General features: G+C 58.9%; 25 protein-coding genes. 24 read left to right on the top strand and 1 reads right to left on the bottom strand.

The genetic code is table 11. From position 1 onward, the window contains the following. The first annotated feature begins 408 nt into the window (after positions 1 to 408). The 13 genes from HV302_RS22505 to HV302_RS22445 all read left to right on the top strand — a co-directional run bounded on the left by HV302_RS22505 (position 409) and on the right by HV302_RS22445 (position 9,373). Positions 409 to 879 carry an STY4534 family ICE replication protein gene (locus HV302_RS22505; RefSeq protein ID WP_016807974.1) on the top strand — a complete coding sequence of 157 codons (471 nt, stop codon included), beginning with the start codon at positions 409 to 411 and terminating at the stop codon, positions 877 to 879. 60 nt (positions 880 to 939) lie between these two features. Continuing rightward, positions 940 to 1,476, top strand: coding sequence for a single-stranded DNA-binding protein (locus HV302_RS22500; protein ID WP_016807973.1), 537 nt, complete (start codon positions 940 to 942; stop codon positions 1,474 to 1,476). A 64-nt stretch (positions 1,477 to 1,540) separates the two neighbouring features. After that, positions 1,541 to 1,783 carry a DUF4160 domain-containing protein gene (locus tag HV302_RS22495; protein WP_016807972.1) on the top strand — a complete coding sequence of 81 codons (243 nt, stop codon included), beginning with the start codon at positions 1,541 to 1,543 and terminating at the stop codon, positions 1,781 to 1,783. Further along, on the top strand, positions 1,767 to 2,015 hold the full coding sequence (locus HV302_RS22490; protein WP_004115558.1) for a DUF2442 domain-containing protein: 249 nt from the start codon (positions 1,767 to 1,769) through the stop codon (positions 2,013 to 2,015). Before HV302_RS22495 ends, HV302_RS22490 begins: the two co-directional genes overlap by 17 nt. Positions 2,016 to 2,151: 136 nt before the next feature. Beyond that, positions 2,152 to 2,817, top strand: coding sequence for a PFGI-1 class ICE element type IV pilus protein PilL2 (gene pilL2, locus HV302_RS22485; RefSeq protein ID WP_016807971.1), 666 nt, complete (start codon positions 2,152 to 2,154; stop codon positions 2,815 to 2,817). Further along, complete coding sequence (locus HV302_RS22480; RefSeq protein WP_016807970.1) at positions 2,814 to 3,572, top strand: hypothetical protein; 759 nt, start codon at positions 2,814 to 2,816, stop codon at positions 3,570 to 3,572. The genes pilL2 and HV302_RS22480 overlap by 4 nt, the downstream gene beginning before the upstream one ends. Before the next feature lie 11 nt (positions 3,573 to 3,583). Continuing rightward, positions 3,584 to 4,306 carry a TIGR03759 family integrating conjugative element protein gene (locus HV302_RS22475; RefSeq protein WP_016807969.1) on the top strand — a complete coding sequence of 241 codons (723 nt, stop codon included), beginning with the start codon at positions 3,584 to 3,586 and terminating at the stop codon, positions 4,304 to 4,306. Further along, entirely contained in the window at positions 4,285 to 4,920 is a 636-nt protein-coding gene (locus tag HV302_RS22470) for a transglycosylase SLT domain-containing protein (RefSeq protein ID WP_088221852.1), read from the top strand. The genes HV302_RS22475 and HV302_RS22470 overlap by 22 nt, the downstream gene beginning before the upstream one ends. A 5-nt stretch (positions 4,921 to 4,925) precedes the next feature. Continuing rightward, positions 4,926 to 5,459 carry an integrating conjugative element protein gene (locus HV302_RS22465; RefSeq protein WP_016807967.1) on the top strand — a complete coding sequence of 178 codons (534 nt, stop codon included), beginning with the start codon at positions 4,926 to 4,928 and terminating at the stop codon, positions 5,457 to 5,459. Then, positions 5,459 to 6,031 (top strand): restriction endonuclease, encoded by a 573-nt coding sequence (locus HV302_RS22460; protein WP_017145109.1) that lies wholly within the window; start codon positions 5,459 to 5,461, stop codon positions 6,029 to 6,031. Before HV302_RS22465 ends, HV302_RS22460 begins: the two co-directional genes overlap by 1 nt. A 10-nt stretch (positions 6,032 to 6,041) precedes the next feature. After that, the gene (locus HV302_RS22455) at positions 6,042 to 6,530 is read left to right on the top strand and encodes a hypothetical protein (protein WP_016808264.1); all 489 of its coding nucleotides are present in this window, start codon (positions 6,042 to 6,044) and stop codon (positions 6,528 to 6,530) included. Next, a complete protein-coding gene (gene traD / locus HV302_RS22450) occupies positions 6,523 to 8,622 on the top strand; it encodes a type IV conjugative transfer system coupling protein TraD (RefSeq protein ID WP_016808263.1) in 2,100 nt (699 codons plus the stop codon). Before HV302_RS22455 ends, traD begins: the two co-directional genes overlap by 8 nt. After that, positions 8,615 to 9,373 (top strand): TIGR03747 family integrating conjugative element membrane protein, encoded by a 759-nt coding sequence (locus HV302_RS22445; protein ID WP_006785966.1) that lies wholly within the window; start codon positions 8,615 to 8,617, stop codon positions 9,371 to 9,373. Before traD ends, HV302_RS22445 begins: the two co-directional genes overlap by 8 nt. Before the next feature lie 90 nt (positions 9,374 to 9,463). On the opposite strand, the gene HV302_RS22440 is transcribed toward HV302_RS22445, so the two are convergent. Continuing rightward, positions 9,464 to 9,811, bottom strand: coding sequence for an FxLYD domain-containing protein (locus HV302_RS22440; RefSeq protein WP_016808262.1), 348 nt, complete (start codon positions 9,809 to 9,811; stop codon positions 9,464 to 9,466). A 184-nt stretch (positions 9,812 to 9,995) separates the two neighbouring features. On the opposite strand from HV302_RS22440, the gene HV302_RS22435 reads away from it, so the two are divergent. From HV302_RS22435 to HV302_RS22385, 11 genes are read left to right on the top strand one after another with little or no spacing between them, the layout of a single operon-like run. Continuing rightward, the gene (locus tag HV302_RS22435) at positions 9,996 to 10,343 is read left to right on the top strand and encodes an integrative conjugative element protein, RAQPRD family (RefSeq protein WP_016808261.1); all 348 of its coding nucleotides are present in this window, start codon (positions 9,996 to 9,998) and stop codon (positions 10,341 to 10,343) included. Beyond that, complete coding sequence (locus HV302_RS22430; protein ID WP_003029734.1) at positions 10,343 to 10,585, top strand: TIGR03758 family integrating conjugative element protein; 243 nt, start codon at positions 10,343 to 10,345, stop codon at positions 10,583 to 10,585. The genes HV302_RS22435 and HV302_RS22430 overlap by 1 nt, the downstream gene beginning before the upstream one ends. A 34-nt stretch (positions 10,586 to 10,619) precedes the next feature. Further along, on the top strand, positions 10,620 to 11,006 hold the full coding sequence (locus HV302_RS22425; protein ID WP_016808260.1) for a TIGR03745 family integrating conjugative element membrane protein: 387 nt from the start codon (positions 10,620 to 10,622) through the stop codon (positions 11,004 to 11,006). Between the two features lie 12 nt (positions 11,007 to 11,018). Then, a complete protein-coding gene (locus HV302_RS22420) occupies positions 11,019 to 11,375 on the top strand; it encodes a TIGR03750 family conjugal transfer protein (protein ID WP_004115534.1) in 357 nt (118 codons plus the stop codon). Then, positions 11,372 to 12,031, top strand: a complete 660-nt coding sequence (locus HV302_RS22415) for a PFL_4703 family integrating conjugative element protein (protein WP_016808259.1) — start codon at positions 11,372 to 11,374, stop codon at positions 12,029 to 12,031. The genes HV302_RS22420 and HV302_RS22415 overlap by 4 nt, the downstream gene beginning before the upstream one ends. Continuing rightward, positions 12,031 to 12,981, top strand: coding sequence for a TIGR03749 family integrating conjugative element protein (locus HV302_RS22410; RefSeq protein ID WP_016808258.1), 951 nt, complete (start codon positions 12,031 to 12,033; stop codon positions 12,979 to 12,981). Before HV302_RS22415 ends, HV302_RS22410 begins: the two co-directional genes overlap by 1 nt. Further along, positions 12,971 to 14,473, top strand: coding sequence for a TIGR03752 family integrating conjugative element protein (locus HV302_RS22405; RefSeq protein ID WP_016808257.1), 1,503 nt, complete (start codon positions 12,971 to 12,973; stop codon positions 14,471 to 14,473). The genes HV302_RS22410 and HV302_RS22405 overlap by 11 nt, the downstream gene beginning before the upstream one ends. Next, positions 14,451 to 14,852 (top strand): hypothetical protein, encoded by a 402-nt coding sequence (locus tag HV302_RS22400; protein WP_223479954.1) that lies wholly within the window; start codon positions 14,451 to 14,453, stop codon positions 14,850 to 14,852. The genes HV302_RS22405 and HV302_RS22400 overlap by 23 nt, the downstream gene beginning before the upstream one ends. Further along, entirely contained in the window at positions 14,852 to 15,262 is a 411-nt protein-coding gene (locus HV302_RS22395; protein WP_016808256.1) for a TIGR03751 family conjugal transfer lipoprotein, read from the top strand. Before HV302_RS22400 ends, HV302_RS22395 begins: the two co-directional genes overlap by 1 nt. Further along, positions 15,262 to 18,120 (top strand): conjugative transfer ATPase, encoded by a 2,859-nt coding sequence (locus HV302_RS22390; RefSeq protein WP_016808255.1) that lies wholly within the window; start codon positions 15,262 to 15,264, stop codon positions 18,118 to 18,120. Before HV302_RS22395 ends, HV302_RS22390 begins: the two co-directional genes overlap by 1 nt. Next, a complete protein-coding gene (locus HV302_RS22385; protein ID WP_016808254.1) occupies positions 18,117 to 18,494 on the top strand; it encodes a hypothetical protein in 378 nt (125 codons plus the stop codon). Before HV302_RS22390 ends, HV302_RS22385 begins: the two co-directional genes overlap by 4 nt. Positions 18,495 to 18,876 lie beyond the last annotated feature (382 nt).

Here is an 18,876-nt window from a genome sequence, read left to right as displayed (position 1 = left end):
GACCGCAGGTTAAGGCACTGACCCCAGGGCACCGGAAACGGTGCCCTTTTATTTTTACGGATCACGTTTTCCATTTTGACCGTTGACATTCAGGGAGGACGGTTTAATTATAAAAGTGCTAAACCGTCGTTCATACGACCACCAATGATTCAGTAGCCTGTGAGAATCGCCTTCGGGTGGCTACAGCGAAAGCTCCTGTAACCTGAAAGGGAGCAAACTTTGGTACATCTGCGCACCTTTGAAAGCAGATATCGCCTGTACAAGCGCATTACGACGCGGCGATGAAGGTTCCTTCAACATACCAGACTCTCAGGATTCAACCGATCCTGACCCCCGACGGGAAACCACTCCCGTCAGGGCAGATGGTTTCTCCGTCGTACCTATTTTTACCTCCATGGAGAAAACATCATGTCTGCAAACAATACTTCTGCATCTGCAAAATCTGAGTACTTCAACCTGACTATTAAAGGCATCGGGTATCTCAGCAACATCCGCCAGGTTAACCATCAGAATGGCTCGTTCCTCAGCTGCGTAATCAATGCACTGAGCGGTCCGACTGACAATCCGGCCTACGTCCGTTTTGACATTTCTGTCGCAGGTAAAGAGGCTACCAGCCTTATCGCCCGCTGCCAGAAAGCCGTCGATGAAGACAAAAAAGTCCTGCTGGGCTTTAACCTGAGTAATCCGTCCACGGACATATTTACGCTGAACAAGGGCGAGCATGCCGGCGAACAGCGTGTCAGTCTGAAAGCCCGCCTGATAAAGGTGGACTGGATCAAAATAGGCCAGGACATGGTCTACAAGACTGAAAAATCTGACTCCGTGCCGCCGCAGAATGGCTCTGCCGCACAACAAAACTACGCAGAAAACTCATTCTGATGCGCACCTGACACACCCCGTTCGCGGGGTGTTTCTTTATCCTTTACAGGAGAAATGATTATGTCCTCACGCGGCGTTAACAAGGTGATTCTTGTCGGTAATCTCGGCCAGGATCCTGAAGTGCGTTATATTCCCAATGGCAGTGCAGTTGCCACCCTTTCTCTGGCCACGTCTGAGAGCTGGCGTGATAAGCAGTCCGGTGAACAGAAAGAAGTGACCGAATGGCACCGGGTGGTTATTTTCGGCAAGCTGGCAGAAATTGCGGGTGAATATCTGCGCAAAGGCTCCCAGGTTTACATCGAGGGCCAGCTGCGCACACGCAAATGGACCGATCAGTCTGGCCAGGAGAAATACATCACAGAGGTGGTGGTAAACATTGGTGGCACCATGCAGATGCTTGGCGGTCGCCAGTCCGGCAGCGGTCAGAATACGTCTTCCCGGAATGACTGGGGCCAGCCTCAGCAACCTTCCGGACCGACTCACAGTGGCCAGGCTTCCGGCAGCAGTGCCGGTGCGCCACCGATGGACTTCGATGACGATATACCGTTCATTGGATTCGGGTATGGAGTACCAAAATCGGCAATCCATGCACTCTGAACAGCCTTTATGGCAGTTGCTCTGAACTTACACATAATCCGGTCAGCATTTAAGGATAACTGACATGCCTGTTATACTGAGGATCAACGGTTTCCGGTTCTTTTTTTATTCTAATGAAGGTAACCCGCTCGAACCTGCACACATTCACGTAATGAAAGCAGGTAGTGAAGCCAAATTCTGGTTAACGCCATCAGTGGCTCTGGCCAGTAACGATGGGTTTAATTCACGGGTATTAAAAGAACTGACGGGGATCGTTGAAGATAACCAAGCATTGTTTCTGGAGGCCTGGAATGACTATTTCAGCTAAACGGGTCAGCTTCGATGAGGCCACGATGTGGGTTGAACTCAACGACGCCCGTACCATCGGTGTGCCGCTGGCATGGTTTCCACGCCTGTTGCATGCTTCAACTGAACAGCTTAACAGCTATGAACTGAGTCCCCGTGGTATCCACTGGGACGCGCTGGACGAAGACATTTCTATTGCGGGGTTGCTTGAAGGCCGCGGCGATGTGACCCATCGTCCCCATAAAGTAGCCTGACAGCGCGCTATTAGTGAAAAACGCTGGCTTTTGCCGGCGTTTTTTTTCATCAACGGAAAATCAGTTGTTAATTGAGTGAAACCGGACTGATTCCGCACAGTGAGGGCTGTTTTATCACTGTACAGGAAAATTCCGGATGAAACGTAACACCTCTCACAACATATTTTCACCAGGCAGGCTTGCCACTGTTCTTCCCCTGCTGCTCCTTGCGGGCTGTGTTTCCCAGCCGCAAAAGTTGCAGCAACGTGAGCCTGCGGACCCGACACCCGGCACCACCGTCACCCGCAACGTTCAGCCGGTCTCTCCGGACGAGTATGCGCGGACGCCGGAAGTGGTGCGCTACGATCGTTATCTGCTGGTCAGTACCGATCCGCAGGCGGCCCAGCGTGACCCTCTCTCGCAAATTATTGATATTCGCATCCCGTCATCCCTGCATCCTACTGTGGCGGATGCGCTGCGTTACGCCCTGCGCCAGTCCGGTTATTCCCTGTGCGCGACCGGCTCCGCCAACGGCGTGCTTTACCGCCAGGCATTGCCGGCCGTCCAGTACCAGCTGGGCCCGATGCGCCTGCGTACTGCCCTGCAGGTCCTGGCCGGTCCGGCCTGGCAGCTTGAGGTGGATGATGTACAGCGTGTGGTCTGCCACAGCCTGCGCGACGGCTACCAGCTGCCGGTCTCCCAGCTTCCGCCGCCGGTCAGCACCTGGTCCACGCCTGCGCCGTCCGCCGTGTCACAACCGGCCATCAGCGCCCCTCAGTCAGTACCCGTTAAACCTGTCAGCGGAGGGTTTCTGAGAAAATGAGCGAACAGCAACCATTCCATACTGACCCCGCTCCGGCCCGTAAAAGATTCAGCTGGCGTCCCCGCCGCCGCCTCATCTGGGGCGCTGCCAGCGGTGTGGCGCTGGCCGGCATTCTGGCGCTGGGCTACACCGCCTTCAGTCTGGGCATATCGAACCTTGATGAACGCCTTGCACGCCTTGAATCTCAGGGCAGTACAGCGGCCACTGTTGAGACAGTCGCGGCCCTGCAGTCAGATGTGACCACGCTCAAAACCGGCCTGCAGGATACCCGGAAAAAACTTGGCGAGATGCAGCAGGAGCTGAGCGCAGCAGCGAAACAGGCCGGCAGCGACGACGCCGTGCGTCAGTCATTGCGAACCCTTCAGGACGCCCAGCAGGGGCTGGAAACCCGCCTGAGTGCGCTGACTGAGCAGCTGACAGCGCTGAAATCACAGCCGGCACCCGCACCCGCCGCACCTGTCGCCTCACCGGTAAAAAAAAACGAGCCTGCTGCAAAAAAGCCCCGTCCCGCTGACACACGTCGTTCTGCTCCATCCCTTCGCGTGGCCCGCACTGCGCCTTTTGTGCTGACGGGAGTGGAGAAGCGGGGGGCAGAGTCCTGGGCTGCCATCGCGCCCCGGGGCTACAGCAACCTGTCGCAGGTGGCCCTGGTCGGAGAGGGTGAAACCGTGTCCGGCTGGACGCTGGTCAGTGCCGGTTATGGTGAGGCGACGTTTCGGGTTAACGGCCGCCAGACCGTGCTCAGAGCAGAATAACGGAGCGAATGATGAAACTGAAACATACCTTTTTAGCCGCCATGCTGCTGAGTCCCCTGACCCTGGCCGCGACCACATCAGGACAGATGGATGTCAGCCGACAGGAATCAACACAACGGGCGGACTCCGCACAGCAAAACCTGCAGCAGCAGGCCGGTCAGTGGGGACTCAGTGCCGACGATTATCAGCGTTATCAGCAGCTGATGAAGGGACCCCGGGGTACCCAGTCGCCGGGTCTCGATCCGCTTTCCACCCTCGGTATCGAGGCGCAGACGCCGGCAGAGCGCCGTAAGTTTGCTGAAAAGTGGGTGAAGGAAGAGTTTGCCCGCACCCAGAAAGAGCTTGATTTCCAGCGTGAGGTGAACGCGGCCTGGCAGCGCCTGTATCCGGGCACACTGCCGGTCAATATGGGGAACGCCTCCGGCGTGGCGCACGACAGTGGCGGCCGGCTGGCGCTGTTCGTCAGGTCAAAAGACTGCGCAACCTGCGACGCGAAACTGTCTGCCGTGCTGGCTGACAACCGGCCGGTGGACATCTATCTGGTCGACAGCCAGGGCAGTGATGATGCGCTTCGCAGCTGGGCGCGGGACCATCACATTCCCGTGGAAAAGGTCCGCAAGCGCCAGATCACGCTTAACCACGACGGCGGCCGGTGGATGCGCTTTGGTAACGGCCTGATGCCGGTTTTACTGCAGCAGGCGGGAGACGGTAAATGGGCAATCGCAGCATTCTGACCGGCGCACTGGCGCTGGGCTTACTGATGGCGGCCGTCCCTGACGGCCATGCTGACCAGACGGTGCCGGAGGGTTACGTCCGCGTGGCCATGGCGCACGGCGTGCCCCCCGAAGCGCTTTACTCGGTATCACTGAGCGAGTCTTCGCGCAAACTTCCCCGCGGAATACGGCCATGGCCCTGGACCATCAATGTGGCAGGCAAAGGGTATCGCTATGAGACGCGCCTGCAGGCCTGGCAGGCGCTGCAGGTCTTTATGAAGAGTCACCCGCTTAAGCGCATCGATGTCGGTATTGCCCAGGTCAATCTGGGCTGGAACGGTCATCATTTTGCCTCGACGTGGGATGCGTTTGACCCTTACACCAACCTGAACGCCGCCGCCACCATTCTGCGTGAGTGCTGGGCGCGTAAGCCAGGCAGCTGGCTGGATGCGGCCGGCTGCTACCACCATCCCGCAGGTGGTCAGCCTGCTGCACGTTACCGCGCCATTGTGAGAGGGCATCTGGCAAAAATCAGCCCTGCACCCCGCATTTCTGCGCCGGCAGCTGAAGCGCCCCGCTCGGTTGCTGCGCTCACCCCCGATCCAGGCTTCGTCTGGACTGAACCCGGGAGATAACCCTGATGAAAACGCTGTCCTTACTGCTGTTTACCCTCCTTCCCCTGACCGGCCATGCTGAACTGAATGTGATTGCTGATCTGGGCGGTGAAGATGCTGCGCCGTATTTTGAGGCCGTTAATAAACAGCCCGGCATGCCCGGCGTCAGTGACGTACAGCCTTCACGCCAGCCGGACCACGGTGTTCCGCTGGCTGACGGGATGGCGGGTATGTTACCCGTTAACACACCTGAACTGAGCCCGGGGAATACAGCAGACCGGCCGCTGCAGTTGCCCGGCATCGGGGCGTTGTTTCTGATCGGGGATGATGCTCTGTCCCGTGAATGGCTGAAAGCCAATGCCGGCGCGCTGGCTGAACAGCATGCGGCCGGGATGATAGTCAACGTCACAGACATGGATACCGTGCGCGAGCTGCGCGAACTGGCACCCGGTGTCAGCCTGGCCCCGGCTTCCGGCAGCGAGCTGGCCCGTCGCCTGCAGATTGAGCATTATCCGGTACTCATCACCGATACCGGCCTGACGCAGCAGTTTAAGCCGTAATGAGCACGCCAGATATCAACGGTCTGCTGATGGCACACCCTTATGGGGCGGTCATACTGATAGTCCTTTTCCTGGTGGTGATGGCCTTTCTGAACCTGCGCTGGCGTGAGAAAGCCAGCACCCGCCGTCACCGGCGATACCGGGCAACGGCGGGGCGGGTACTGAATAAACTGACCCTCCTGCCGGGAGACGGGCAGCGTCTGACCTATCTGCGCAAAATCAGCCCCTATGTCTTTGAAGAGCTGTTGCTGTCTGCCTTTGAACGTCAGGGGCTAACCGTGGTGCGCAATGCCTCCTACAGCGGTGACGGCGGCCTTGATGGCCAGGTCATCATCGACGGCGAGCACTGGCTTATCCAGGCCAAACGGTACAGTCGTGCTGTTTCCCCCGCACATGTTGAGGACTTCGACCGACTTCTCCTGCACTCCGGCCGCCGGGGGCTCTTTATCCACACGGGCCGTACCGGAAAAATGAGCCGCACCCTTCATATGGCGTCACCGCGCCTGCGCATCATCAGCGGGCAACGCCTGCTGGCCATTCTCGCCGGGCAGGACGTCCGGCAGTATCTCTGAGGAATCTTTTATGCACATCATCCTGAACAGCCTGCGCTACGCTTTGTGGCTTGTGTTCTGTTTATTCCGTCATGCCGTTTTCGTGCCTGCCGCTTTCGGCGGTGTCTGCCTGCTCGCCTGGCTTGTTTTCGGCCATCCGGTCAGTGACCTGAACGACCAGTTGCAGAAGGAGGCAACGGCATGGCGCACCGCGCCGCCCGGACATTACATGTGGGAGGAATGCCCGGTGCCTGATAATGCGGCTCCGCCTGAGGCAAAGCCGGCAGCCTGTACCGTCACTGCCGTCTCCACAGAAACCGCGGCGAACAATTACCTGCTGTCATTGCGGGCCGTATGGATCATTTTTTTCATCCTGTCGAATGTTCTGTATGTGCTCTGGCGCTTACTGGCGGATGCCCTGCGTTACCACTCCCTTTCCTGCAGGGAAGCCGGTGCCGGGAGGGGAACGTATATCCGTATGGCCGACGGTAAAATTATAAAGGAGGCAGACGATGAGTAACCGTTACGTCATTGAGGCCCTGCTGCGTCCGGCCGTTGAGCTGAATACCGCCGTGGTATCGGGCATGGCGGCGTATGTCTGTGTGCAGGCACCCTGGGCTGTCGCTCTGGCTCCGACTGTCAGCTATGTCACCGCAGCCGGGTTTGCGGCGCTGGCCGTCACCCGCACGCATCAGGGGATGAAGATTATTCGCTACCGCCGGAATCTCCGCCGCCTGACGCGCTATGTCATGAGTACTAAACAGATCCCCGTCAGTCATCGTCGCCTGTTTCTAGGCCGGGGGTTCCGCTGGACGCAAAAACACACCCAGCGGCTGCAGGATACGCTGCGCCCTGAAGTGGCCCGTTACCTGCAGCCAAACCGCTTTTACCTGGGGGCGCGTCAGCTCGAAATGATGACAGAGCACCGTCTGCCCTGGCTGGGTAAGCTGCTGAGTGCCGATACGCCGCTGAACCCGGTGCGGCCGTTACCACCGGTGGGCGGCAATCCGGCGCTGCACGGCATCGAGCCCGACGAAAAAGACGTCACCCTGGCTCTGGGGGAGCGCGTTGGCCATACGGTGGTGTACGGCACCACGCGCGTCGGGAAGACCCGGCTGGCAGAGCTGCTAGTCACCCAGGATATCCGGCGGGGTGAAGTCACCATCGTGTTTGATCCGAAAGGCGACGCAGACCTGATGAAACGCGTCTGGGCAGAGGCCCACCGGGCCGGACGCGGGGACGAGCTGTATATTTTTCATCTTGGCTGGCCTGAAATTTCAGCCCGTTATAATGCCGTCGGGCGTTTTGGTCGCGTGTCAGAGGTGGCGTCCCGCGTGGCCGGTCAGCTGTCGGGTGAGGGGAACAGCGCGGCATTCCGCGAATTTGCCTGGCGGTTCGTCAACATCATCGCCCGTGCGCTGGTCGCCCTGGGTGAGCGCCCTGACTACACGCTGATCATGCGCTACGTGAACAATATCGCCGATCTCTATATCCGCTATGCGGAAAAAATCATCCAGGCGCAGCTGCCGGCTCTGCAGACGCAGATTGAGAATAATCAGCAGGTGCTGGGAGAGGACGACGTGCCCCGTAACATGCAGGGTCAGCCGGATGCCTTACGTATCTGGGCCATTGAGGTTGCCCTGAGTTCAGAAGAGGGTAAAAAACTCTATGATCCCATCCTTGACGGGCTGCGGTCAGCGGTACGTTATGACCGTACTTACTTTGACAAAATCGTGGCGTCGCTGCTGCCGCTGCTGGAAAAACTGACCACCGGCAAGACCGCCGAGCTGCTGTCGCCGGATTATCAGGACATTGACGACACGCGGCCGATTTTTGACTGGGAACAGATCATCCGTAAAAAAGCCGTGGTGTATGTGGGGCTCGATGCGCTCAGTGACAGTGAAGTGGCGAGCGCGGTCGGTAACTCCATGTTCGCCGATCTGGTGAGTGTGGCCGGGCACATTTATAAACACGGTATCAATGCTGGCCTGCCGGGCGGGAAAGAAGGGAAGTCCCTGATTAACCTGCACTGCGATGAGTTTAACGAGCTGATGGGGGATGAGTTTATTCCTCTCATCAACAAAGGGGGCGGTGCCGGCATGCAGGTGACAGCCTATACCCAGACGTCTTCTGATATTGAGGCACGCATCGGGAATGCGGCCAAGACGGCCCAGGTACAGGGTAACTTTAACAACCTGATTATGCTGCGCGTCAGGGAGAACCGCACCGCCGAGCTGCTGACCACGCAGCTGCCGCAGGTGGAGATTTACACCAAAACGCTGGTCTCCGGGCACCAGGACACGGCGGATGTCAATGCAGACCAGGACTTCACCTCAAGCACCCAGGACCGCGTCGGGACGGTAAAAGTCCCGCTGCTGGAGCCGGCCGATATCGTGACGCTGCCAAAAGGGCAGGCGTTTGCCCTGCTGGAAGGCGGGCAACTGTGGAAAATCCGCATGCCGCTGCCTGCCGGGGATGCTGATGATGTGCTGATGCCGGAAAGTATTGAGAAAATAGCGGAGGAGATGCGGCGCAGCTATCACAGCGGCGAATCCTGGTGGCGGGACGGTCCGGCCCTGAACGTGCCGGTCACAGGAGGGGCGAATGGCTGAGGTAAAACGTCCCCCACAGCAGCAGACGCTGCCGGAACGCAAGCACGGCATTCTGTATAATCTGCTCTGGGGCTGGCCATGGGCCCTGGTGGGCGTGGTGCTGTCCTCGCTGCTGCTGAGCCTGCTGATTGAATATATCGGCATCGCCTTCTTCTGGCCGGAAGCCGGGGCGGCGCACAGTGAAGCGGTCATGAACACCGAGCTGGGGTGGCTGTCCACAGAGTTCACCCGCAGCCTGCTGCTGTCTGAACCATCGGTGACGGTTGTGCGCTGGGTGAGCACCGCCTATCAGTGGGCCTTTGTGGACAGTGGCTTCCTGGACTGGGTCCGGCAGCAGTATGCACACCAGATGCACAGTGACAATGCCGTCACCCGGGAAATCAACAGCTGGAGCGGCTGGCTTGCCGGCTACCTGCGTGAATACCTGCTGGCCACGGTATGGATCAGCATTATCACCCTGGTACGCGTCACCATCCTGGTGCTGTCCGTGCCGTTGTTTGTGCTGGTCGTGGTGGTGGCGCTGGTTGAGGGGCTGGGGCGGCGTGATCTGCGGCGGTACGGCGCGGGGTATGAAAGTTCGTTTGTCTATCATCATGCCAAGAAGCTGGTCAAACCGGCCGCTGTGGTGCCCGCCATGCTGTACCTTTCCTGGCCCACGGCAGTCTACCCCAATCTGCTGTTGTTGCCGGCGGCTGTTCTGCTGGGGATCGCCGTAACGGTGACCACTGCGTCGTTCAAGAAGTATCTTTAAATCAGGGCTGGACGGAGGCGTGCAAAACTTGTTTTGCGCGCCTGCCGTCAGCAGACAAGCCATGAAACGACCGTTACTGGCGCGTCAGTGTCAGTTATTAAATACCGTCAGTTCTGTCACTTTGAAGCTGTCTGGCTTGTTGGTTATGCTGTCGTAGGGGGCCTGTAGCTTCCATTGCTGACCCGGCTCCAGATTTTCAGCCATCGCTGCCGTATTTCCTATTACTGCCCCATTCTGAAGCAAGTTGAATTTGACAATTACAGTCTTCACAGGCCCACCTGACACGTTTGTTCCCGTGCCTTCAATTTGCTGCAAACCATTTGCTGCTGTGGCGAAATGCAGGTCTGAAAGTTGGACTTTGCCAGTACCGTCGGCCGCAAGAACAGGGCCGGTAATCAGTGCAGTGATTAACGTGGCCTTCAGAACAGTCTTCATCATTTTCATTTTCCCTCTGTTTACCGTTGAGTTTTCTTAATATCACAATGAACCTTTATTTACAGCTAAACCTGCCACCGGCACAGACCTGCAATTAATTTTGAAATTCCTGTTTAGGGTTTATCGCTGACCCGACGCTCCCTCTTCCGCATCCTGTCCGCACCCCTTAATCCTTCTGGAGGTGCGTATGAACTCACATCGTCCGGCCATGCGGCGCAACCGTCGTGTCCCGGGCATCACTGGCCTGGTATTGCTGACCTTTCTGGCATCAGCTGCTGCACAGGCATCCGAGAAAGACGAGCTTGCGTCTGTTCAGCGTCAGCTGGACCAGGTTCAGGCGTCGCTTGAACGGGCCCGCGTGGCGGTTGCACAGGCCGACCCGGCTGACCGTGGCCGCTTTTTCTTTGATTACCGTCAGGCCACATCCGATCTCAACACCATCCGCAGCGGCATTGACCGCTATCTGGAGCCCTCCCGCGCGCAACCGCGTGACCCGTCTTTTGTGGCCGGTAATTACCGGCGGGAGCGGCCCTGATGCCCATGACATCCGAACAAACGAACGCGTTTAAAGCCGGCTCCGGCAGTCTTGATGTGAACATCCTTCATCTGCTCTGCATCGGGGCACTGCTGGCGTTTCTTTTTTTATGGGCCGCGTGGGCGCTGTCGGATGTCTGGACCGGCTGGAGTAACACCAAAGTGCGTGACGCGGCCCTGGGGCGTTTTGCCGTCCGCACCGTGCTGCTGTTGCTTGTGTGTATCTGGATGTTTGCCAGTTAACTCATTCAAAACGTTAAGTCAGGAGATGAATCCCATGCACCATTCTGAGTCTGTTGTTGCCCGCCTGCGCCGTTTCGGCAGTCGTACGCTGACCCGCGCCGGTACGCTTGCCCTGCTGGGCTGGCTCACCTGCAAACCGGCCTTTGCGGATTTGCCAAGCGTTGAAGCGCCTGAGTCCGGAGGCGGAAGCGGGCTGTCGGGACAAATCAAGGGCTACCTGCAGGACGGCATTGTTATCGGGGGGCTGGTCGTGGCGGCCGTTGCCTTTATCAACGTTGCCATTGCCGCCCTGCACACCTTCACCGAAGTCCGCAATGAGAAAGCCACCTGGACCAAATTCGGGGCCATTGTGGTGGTGGGTGTGGTGCTGCTGGTTGCCGTTATCTGGCTGCTCGGCAAGTCTGCCGACATTCTGTTGTAGGAGCCTGCGACGATGCAGACCATTCGTTTTTTACCTGACCGTCTCAACAGTGAGCCCGTGGTGTTTCGCGGGTTTACCACCCATGAGATGGGGCTGGCAGCCCTTGCCGGCGCGGGTGCGGGTCTGCTCCTGTCACTGCCGTTTATCCCGCTTGCCGGCTGGGTTGTTGTTCCCACCGGCCTGCTGGTCATGCCGCTGCTGCTCGTCTGGTTCGGCGGCCGCTGGATGGCCAGGCTCAAGCGCGGTAAGCCTGAGAACTGGCTCTGGCAGCGACTGGAGACGAAAAAACGCCGGCTGGGGATGGGCAATCCGAAACTGATAGTGGATGCCCGGGGCTGGTCAGTGAAACGTAACAGGAGAGCCTCATGAGCCGTTTTCGCCATGCGGTAAAAGACCGCGACCAGCATATTCAGACGCTGCGCATCGCCTGCGCCGTGCTCGCCTTTTTCCTTTTATTCACCTGTGCCGGCTGGATGCTGGCGCCCAGCAAGCTGACCGTGCATAACCCGCCGGATTTACGTACCGGCAGCACGCGGCCCTGGTGGGAAGTGCCACCCCCGACGGTCTACTCCTTTGCGTTCTACATTTTTCAGCAGCTCAATGCCTGGCCGAAAAACGGCGAGGTGGATTATTCCGGCAAAATCAATGCGCTGTCGCCGTATCTGACGCCGTCCTGTCAGGATTTCCTGAAAGCGGATGCAAAGAAACGCGGTGACGCCGGGGAGCTCACCGACCGCGTGCGCGTGGTGTATGAAGTGCCCGGTCGCGGTTACCAGTCACAGAGCGTGACCGTACAGGATCGCGATCACTGGATTGCCCGCCTGGACGTGGTGGCCGACGAATATTTCCATGCCGAGCCGGTCAAACGCGCCCTGGTACGTTACCCGCTTAAAGTGGTGCGCTGGGAAGGTGATGCGGAGCGCAACCCGTTCGGTCTGGCGCTGGACTGTTATGCCGGTGTGCCCCAGCGTCTGGAGGCGGCACCGCCTGCACCTAAACCGGAGAAGTCAGGAGTGTTTCAGTGATGAGTAAAAACCCCCACTACCGCGCCGGGCTGATGGCGCTGTCCTTCGCCCTGCTGCCCCTGGCAATGCTGGTATCACGTCCTGCCGGCGCAGATGAGCTGATGAAATGGGAGCGTATTCCGCTGCAGATCCCCCTGAAGGTGGGGCAGGAGCGGGTGGTCTTTGTGGACAAAAACGTCCGCGTCGGTTTTCCGCCGGCGCTTAACGGTAAACTCCGGGTGCAGAGCACCGGGGGAGCCGTCTACCTGAAAGCCGACAGCGCCTTTCCGCAGACGCGGGTGCAGCTGCAGGATGTGGAAAGCGGCGAGGTTCTGCTGTTTGATATCGCCGCCGGTGAAAAAGGGCCGACTGAGCCGGTGCGGCTGGTCTACAGCGGTGATGTCAGCACGCTGAGTCACGCCGGCGATGCGGCCGGTCAGCCAGGTGGTGCAGACCGGGCTGCTTCCGGATCAGGCTCATCTGCTCCCACCGGCAGCGATGATGGTACTCAGGCAAAGCGTAAAAAAATCCGCTACAGCGCCCCCATCCCGGTGCTGCTGACCCGCTATGCCGCTCAGAGCCTTTATGCTCCGGCACGTACGGTCGAGGCGGTCCCGGGTATTCATCCGGTCAATCCTCATCTGCCCCGACGTGTCAGCACGCTGTATCCCTCTGAACCATTAACGGTCACGCCGCTGGCTGGCTGGGGTGTGGCAAACCGCAGCGTGGTGGCACTCAGGCTCACGAACACCGGCAGCCGTAAGGTCGTTCTGGATCCACGCTCGCTGCAGGGACAGTTTGTGTCCGCCACCTTCCAGCACCGCTGGGTCGGTCCTGCCGGCACGCCGGAAGACACCACCACGGTGTATGTGGTGACCGCCGGTCGTCCGGAGAGCGCATTTATTGCTGAGCCGTCTGCGCTGCGTAAAGCGGCCCGCACGGTAAAACAGGAGGCCCGCCATGCAGATTAAATCTAATGCCCTGGTGAAAATTATCGTGCCGGCCGTGGTGATTGCCGGGCTGGCCGTGGGGCTCAAAAGCTGCAAAAACGAACCGGCAGAACAATCTCAGGCAAAACAAAGCGGCGGCCCCCTGCATAATCTCTCGCCGGATGAACTGAAGGCGCTGGGTGTGGAAGGCGACACGCCGGAGGACACCCTGCGCACGCTTATCGGCCGGCTGAACGATGTGCGTGACCGCCAGAAAACGCTGGATAAGCAGAACGCGGATTTGGTGAAAGAAAACGAGCGGTTGCGCCGACGCAATCAGGACGTTTCAGGACAGGTGAATGAGGCCGTTAATGGTCTGCGCGAGCAGTACGACAAGCGGCAGGCGCAGCTTCAGAACGAACAACTGAGCCTGACGGCGAAAATCCAGGAGCTGACCGACAAACTCAAAAAGCCTGACACCGAGAAAAAAACGGCGGACAGCGATATCCCGCTGGGGCTGGGCCTGGACGGCATGGGCAGCAGTACCGGGGGGGCGGCTTCTCAGGGCAGCGACGGCATGATGTGGGTCGCGCCGACGGACCAGAAAGAGACGGACCCGCGGGACGCGGCCAGCGGCAAGGCATCTCCTCAGTTCCCGACTTCTTTTCTGGGTGAAAATGAGCTGACCCGACAGAAAGCGGCCTATGAGGAGAAAGTGAAGGGACGTACGAATGAAAAAGGGGCGGAAGAGAGCGCAGAGCCGGTTTACACGCTGCCGGAAAATTCCACGCTGGTCGGCAGCCGCGCCATGACGGCACTGCTTGGCCGTGTGCCCATCAACGGCACCGTGACCGATCCTTATCCGTTTAAGGTGCTTATCGGTAAGGATAACCTGACGGCGAACGGCATCGAGTTACCGGACGTCGAAGGGGCGATTGTTTCCGGGACGGCCAGCGGAGACTGGACACTGTCCTGTGTGCGCGGGCAGGTTAACAGCGTCACCTTTGTCTTTTCCGACGGTACGGTACGCACCCTCCCCAGACCCGACGCCAGTAACAACGCCAGCGGGCAAAATAATAACGCTCAGGCTAAACAGGATACCGGCACCAGTGGCGGTATCGGCTGGATTTCGGATGAAAACGGGATCCCGTGCATTGGCGGCGAACGTAAGTCCAATGCCTCCACCTATCTGCCCACCATTTTTGGCCTGTCGGCTGCCGGTGCGGCGGGTGAAGCGATGAGCCAGGGGCAGTACACCACACAGAATAACGTGAATGGCATTTCCGCCACCATGACCGGCGACGCCGGACAGGCGGCGCTGGGGAAAGCCATTTCCGGCGGCATGTCTGAAACCACCGACTGGATCAAACAGCGTTACGGGATGACGTTTGATGCCATTTATGTGCCGCCTGGTGCCCGTCTCGCCGTGCATATCACCCGTCAGCTGGCCATTGATTATGAAGATAAGGGCCGTAAGGTGCGCTACGACTTCACTCTGCCGGGTGGCATCAGTGACAACGGCGGACTGGACTGAGTACACGGCCATGGCGGGACAGATAACGTTTTTCCCTCTTTCATCCGTGTGCTGGACGTTCAGCGACGGGGCAGGCTGGCATATTGACGTGATCCCTGCGTCTTCTGCGGTTCTGTTGCTGCGACCCGTAGCGCTGTTGCCTGCCGGCGCACCTTTACTGCGCTGGCGCGATGGCCAGCTTTTACTGGATATCGGCAGGTTCTCCCTGCCGCTCAGTGCCCGGGAGTGTGCCGTTTCGTGGCGCAGCCCGAAAATCCCGCGCCGGCTTTACTGCCCGCGTATGACATTACGGGAGCTGGGGCACCTGCTGAATGTCAGTGCGTTCGTTTTTATCTGCGGCGGTTACGATCCGGCCGCCTCACAAAGGAGATACCGGTAATGTACAGAACGGTTTTCATTCTGGCCCTGAGCTGTGTGATGCTCAGCGGCTGCTCAACCTCCAAAGAGGAAATGCTGCCGGCGGGCGATAACACCATGCTGGAACTGTGGAACGGGGCGGACGGTGGCGGCAGTACTTCCCGCCAGTCTGCGGCGGTCCGCGACACGCTGCGACGCCCGCTGACTGGCAGCGAAACGCAGGCGGACGCGCAGGCCGACCGCAGCTACAGCCGTACTCAGGAAAGCGAAATCACCCAGCAGTTTCCCCGGCTGCCCAACCCCGACATGGTGATGTACCTGTATCCCCATCTGGCAGACGGTAACACGCCGGTGCCGGGTTACAGCACTGTGTTCCCGTTCTACAGCCAGACGCAGTATGCCATGCCTGGCGAGCGCACGGAGGCCCTGTAATGCTTTCACTGTTTACGCGTAATAAATCCACCGACCGGCAGACGCCGGTTGATGACGGCCAGTCCGTTCAGGCAGATGAAACCCTGACCGCGGCCGTGAAGGGCCGGCAACCTCTGAAGCGCCCCGGGAAAATGACGCGCCAGGATGAGGAGAAGGTTTATCACGCCAATCCGTCCATCATTGACTTTTTGCCCTGGGCAGAATTTCTCGATGAAGAGCAGTGTCTCCTGCTCGATGACGGCGTGTCGGTGGGGGCCGTTTATGATGTGACACCGGTGGCGACCGAAGGGCGAACCGAAGAGCGCCTGGAACAGATCCGGGACTCGGTTGAGGATGCACTTCAGGACAGCTTTGATGAACATGACGTGAATCCCTGGGTCGTGCAGTTCTTCTGCCAGGACGAGGACGACACTGACGCGTACCTGGACAGGCTGCGCGGGTATGTCAAACCACATGCACAGCGCACGGCGTTTACCGACGCCTGGCTGGGTGAAATGGAGCGCCATATCCGCAGTATCTCCCGGCCTGAGGGACTTTTTACTGACTCGCTGATTACCGGCCAGCCGTGGCGCGGGCAGCAGCGCCGCACCCGGATGGTTGTTTATCGCTGGCTTGGTAAAAGCCGGGATCCGATGCCGCCGGTGGCGATGCTCAATCAGGTGTGCGACCGGGTCGTTAATGCCCTGGGCGGGGCGGGGATCCGCTGCACCCGGCAGAACGGCCTGCAGGTGCATGGCTGGCTGCTGCGGCTGTTCAATCCGTCACCGGACTGGGTGGAGAAAACCACGCTCTATCGGCAGGCTGCTTACGCAGACCCGCGCGAGACACCTGAAGGCACCGTGCCGGTCAGCAATGATTTTGCCGAAACCCTGTGGTTCACGCCGCCGGTTTCAGACCCGGAAAACGGCGTGTGGTGGATTGACAACAAGCCGCACTGCGCGGTGGCGGTGGAAAAACTGCGTACACCGCCGGAGCCGGGCACCCTGACCGGCGAGAAAAGCCGGGGTGAAAAGAAAATTAATGCCCTGATGGATATGTTTCCGGAAGGGACCATGGTGTGCATGACCGTGGTGGTACAGCCCCAGGACCGGCTTGAAGAGCAGTTTAACCGGCTGTCGAAAAATGCGGTCGGTGAGAATACCGAGTCGGGCCGCGTCCGCCAGGATGTGAAGACGGTCAAAGAGTATCTGGGCAACCGGCACAAGCTGTACCGGGCGGGGATCACCTTCCTGCTGCGCGGCGACGACATGACCAGCCTGAAGCGCAAGCGGCTGGAGCTGTCCACCGTATTGCTCGGGGCCGGTCTGCAGCCGGTACGGCCGGAGTTTGAAGAAGGTCCGCTGAACAGCTGGCTGCGGGCGCTGCCGATGTGCTTTAACCCGGACAGCGACAGAAAACACTGGTATACCCGTCTGACATGGGTTCAGCACCTGGCAGGACTTTTGCCGGTAACCGGGCGGGAAACCGGCACGGGGCACCCCGGCTTCAGCTTTTTCAACCGCGGCGGGGATACCCTGACATTCGATCCGCTCAACAAGCTCGACCGCACCCAGAACGCGCATCTGCTGTTGTTCGGCCCGACCGGGGCGGGCAAGTCGGCCACGCTGTGTGCCGCGCTCTCCCAGCTGATGGCCGTCCATCGTCCGCGGCTGTTTATTGCGGAGGCCGGGAATTCGTTCGGCCTGCTGGCCGACTTCTTTGACAGCCTCGGGCTGACGGTGAATAAAATCAGCGTCAAACCCGGGAGCGGCGTCAGTCTGCCGCCGTTTGCTGATGCTCACAAACTGGTGGAAGAAGGCCTGGCCGCCCAGGCCGTTGATGAGAGCGACCTGCCGGATATCGACACGGACGACGATGGCGAGGATGACAAGCGTGACGTTCTCGGTGAAATGGAAATCTCCGCGCGCATGATGATCACCGGCGGTGACCCGAAAGAAGAGGCTGACCTTAAGCGTGCCGACAGGGCGATGATACGTGAGGCGCTGCTGATGGCGGCACATGCCACGTATAAGGAAGGGCGGCAGATGCTGCCGTCTGACCTGCAGAAGGCGCTGTACGACATTGCCTCTGACAACGATGAGGGCGTCATCAATGTCCGCAATGCCCAGCGCAAGGCGAAAGCGGCGGAAATGGCGGAATCCCTGGGCATGTTCACTCAGGCCGGGAGCTTTGAAGCGGAGCTGTTCAACCGTGAAGGGGAGCTGTGGCCGGAAGCGGACGTGACGCTGGTCGACCTGGGGCATCTGGCGCGTGAGGGCTACGAGGCGCAGATGGCCCTGACCATGGTCTCGATGACCAACATGATTAACAACATCGCGGAGCGTGACCAGTTCCTGGGCCGGGATATTGTCTTCACGGTGGATGAGGCGCATATCGTGACGGTTAATCCGCTGCTGTCGCCGTACATGACCAAGGTGGTCAAGATGTGGCGTAAGCTCGGGGCCTGGTTGTGGCTGGCCACCCAGAATCTTAAGGATTACCCAGACATTGCCGAAAAGATGCTTAACATGGCGGAATGGTGGATTTGTCTGACCATGCCTCCGGAAGAGGTCAAAGATATCAGCCGTTTTCGCGCGCTCACGCCGGAGCAGGAATCGGTGCTGCTTTCCGCCAGTAAACTGTCGGGGTGTTATACGGAAGGCGTGGTGCTGGCGAAACGGATCGAAGCGCTGTTTCGTGCCGTGCCGCCCAGTCTCTTCCTGGCACTGGGCATGACGGAAAAAGAAGAGAAAGCCGAACGCCGGGCGCTGATGAATGAATTTCACTGCAGCGAACTGGAGGCGGCAAAACGCGTCGCGCAGAATCTGGACCGTCTGCGCGGTCTGACGGAAAAACAACAGGAGCCTGCCACGGTATGATGACACTGAAGTACCCTGAACCCACTATTCATGAGCACAGTGGCTCAGCCCTGTTCACCCTGTCGCCTCAGGGGGAGCCCGGTGTGCTCCCGGCGACCCATCAGCACCTGGTGAGGCTGCGGGCAATGCTCAGGCAGCGCCTGACCGGTCCGGTCAGAATGACCTGTCACCCGCACCGGGTGGGACTCAGCAGCAGCGTGGCCATCTATCTTGAGGGAAAGCTGAAGCAGGCGGTGAACATCCTTATCACCGTGACGGGACAGACGAGCTGGCCGCAGGAAGAGGAGTATGCGCATCCGCGCTGGTATATCACGGTGCCGGATTCGGCCGACCTGGCGTATCTGATGCTGTGGATTAACGGGCTGGACGTTTAAAACGAAAACTTGTCTTCACCAGGAGCATGATAACAAAAAGAACAGAATGCTTTTTTGATGCCGGCCGCTGGGGCCGGTTTTTTTATGACTGGCGAGTTTTAGTAAAACGGTAACGCGCGAGGTGTGGGATGAAAATAAAGTTTCCTCCTTGAAAATAGAGTTTCACCCTAAGCCAACGTGCGCTATGTTGATGATATCAACTAGGACGTTGGCTTTGTTATGGCTGGCACATTAAGACTCGAGATACGTCGAAAATTGGATAAATGTATTGCTAAGCAGTCAGGATTCCCTATAGCTCGCCTTCGGAGTAGGAGAAACCATGAAGGATGCCGTCTGGTCCGCGAGTGAAAAGTGCTGCATTGTACGTAAGGTTAAGAATCGC

It is taken from the genome of Citrobacter sp. RHBSTW-00859 (assembly GCF_013729795.1).
Classification (GTDB): domain Bacteria; phylum Pseudomonadota; class Gammaproteobacteria; order Enterobacterales; family Enterobacteriaceae; genus Citrobacter; species Citrobacter braakii.
The sequence above is the reverse complement of the archived record's forward strand: the minus strand, read 5'-3'. Positions and strand labels throughout refer to the sequence as shown.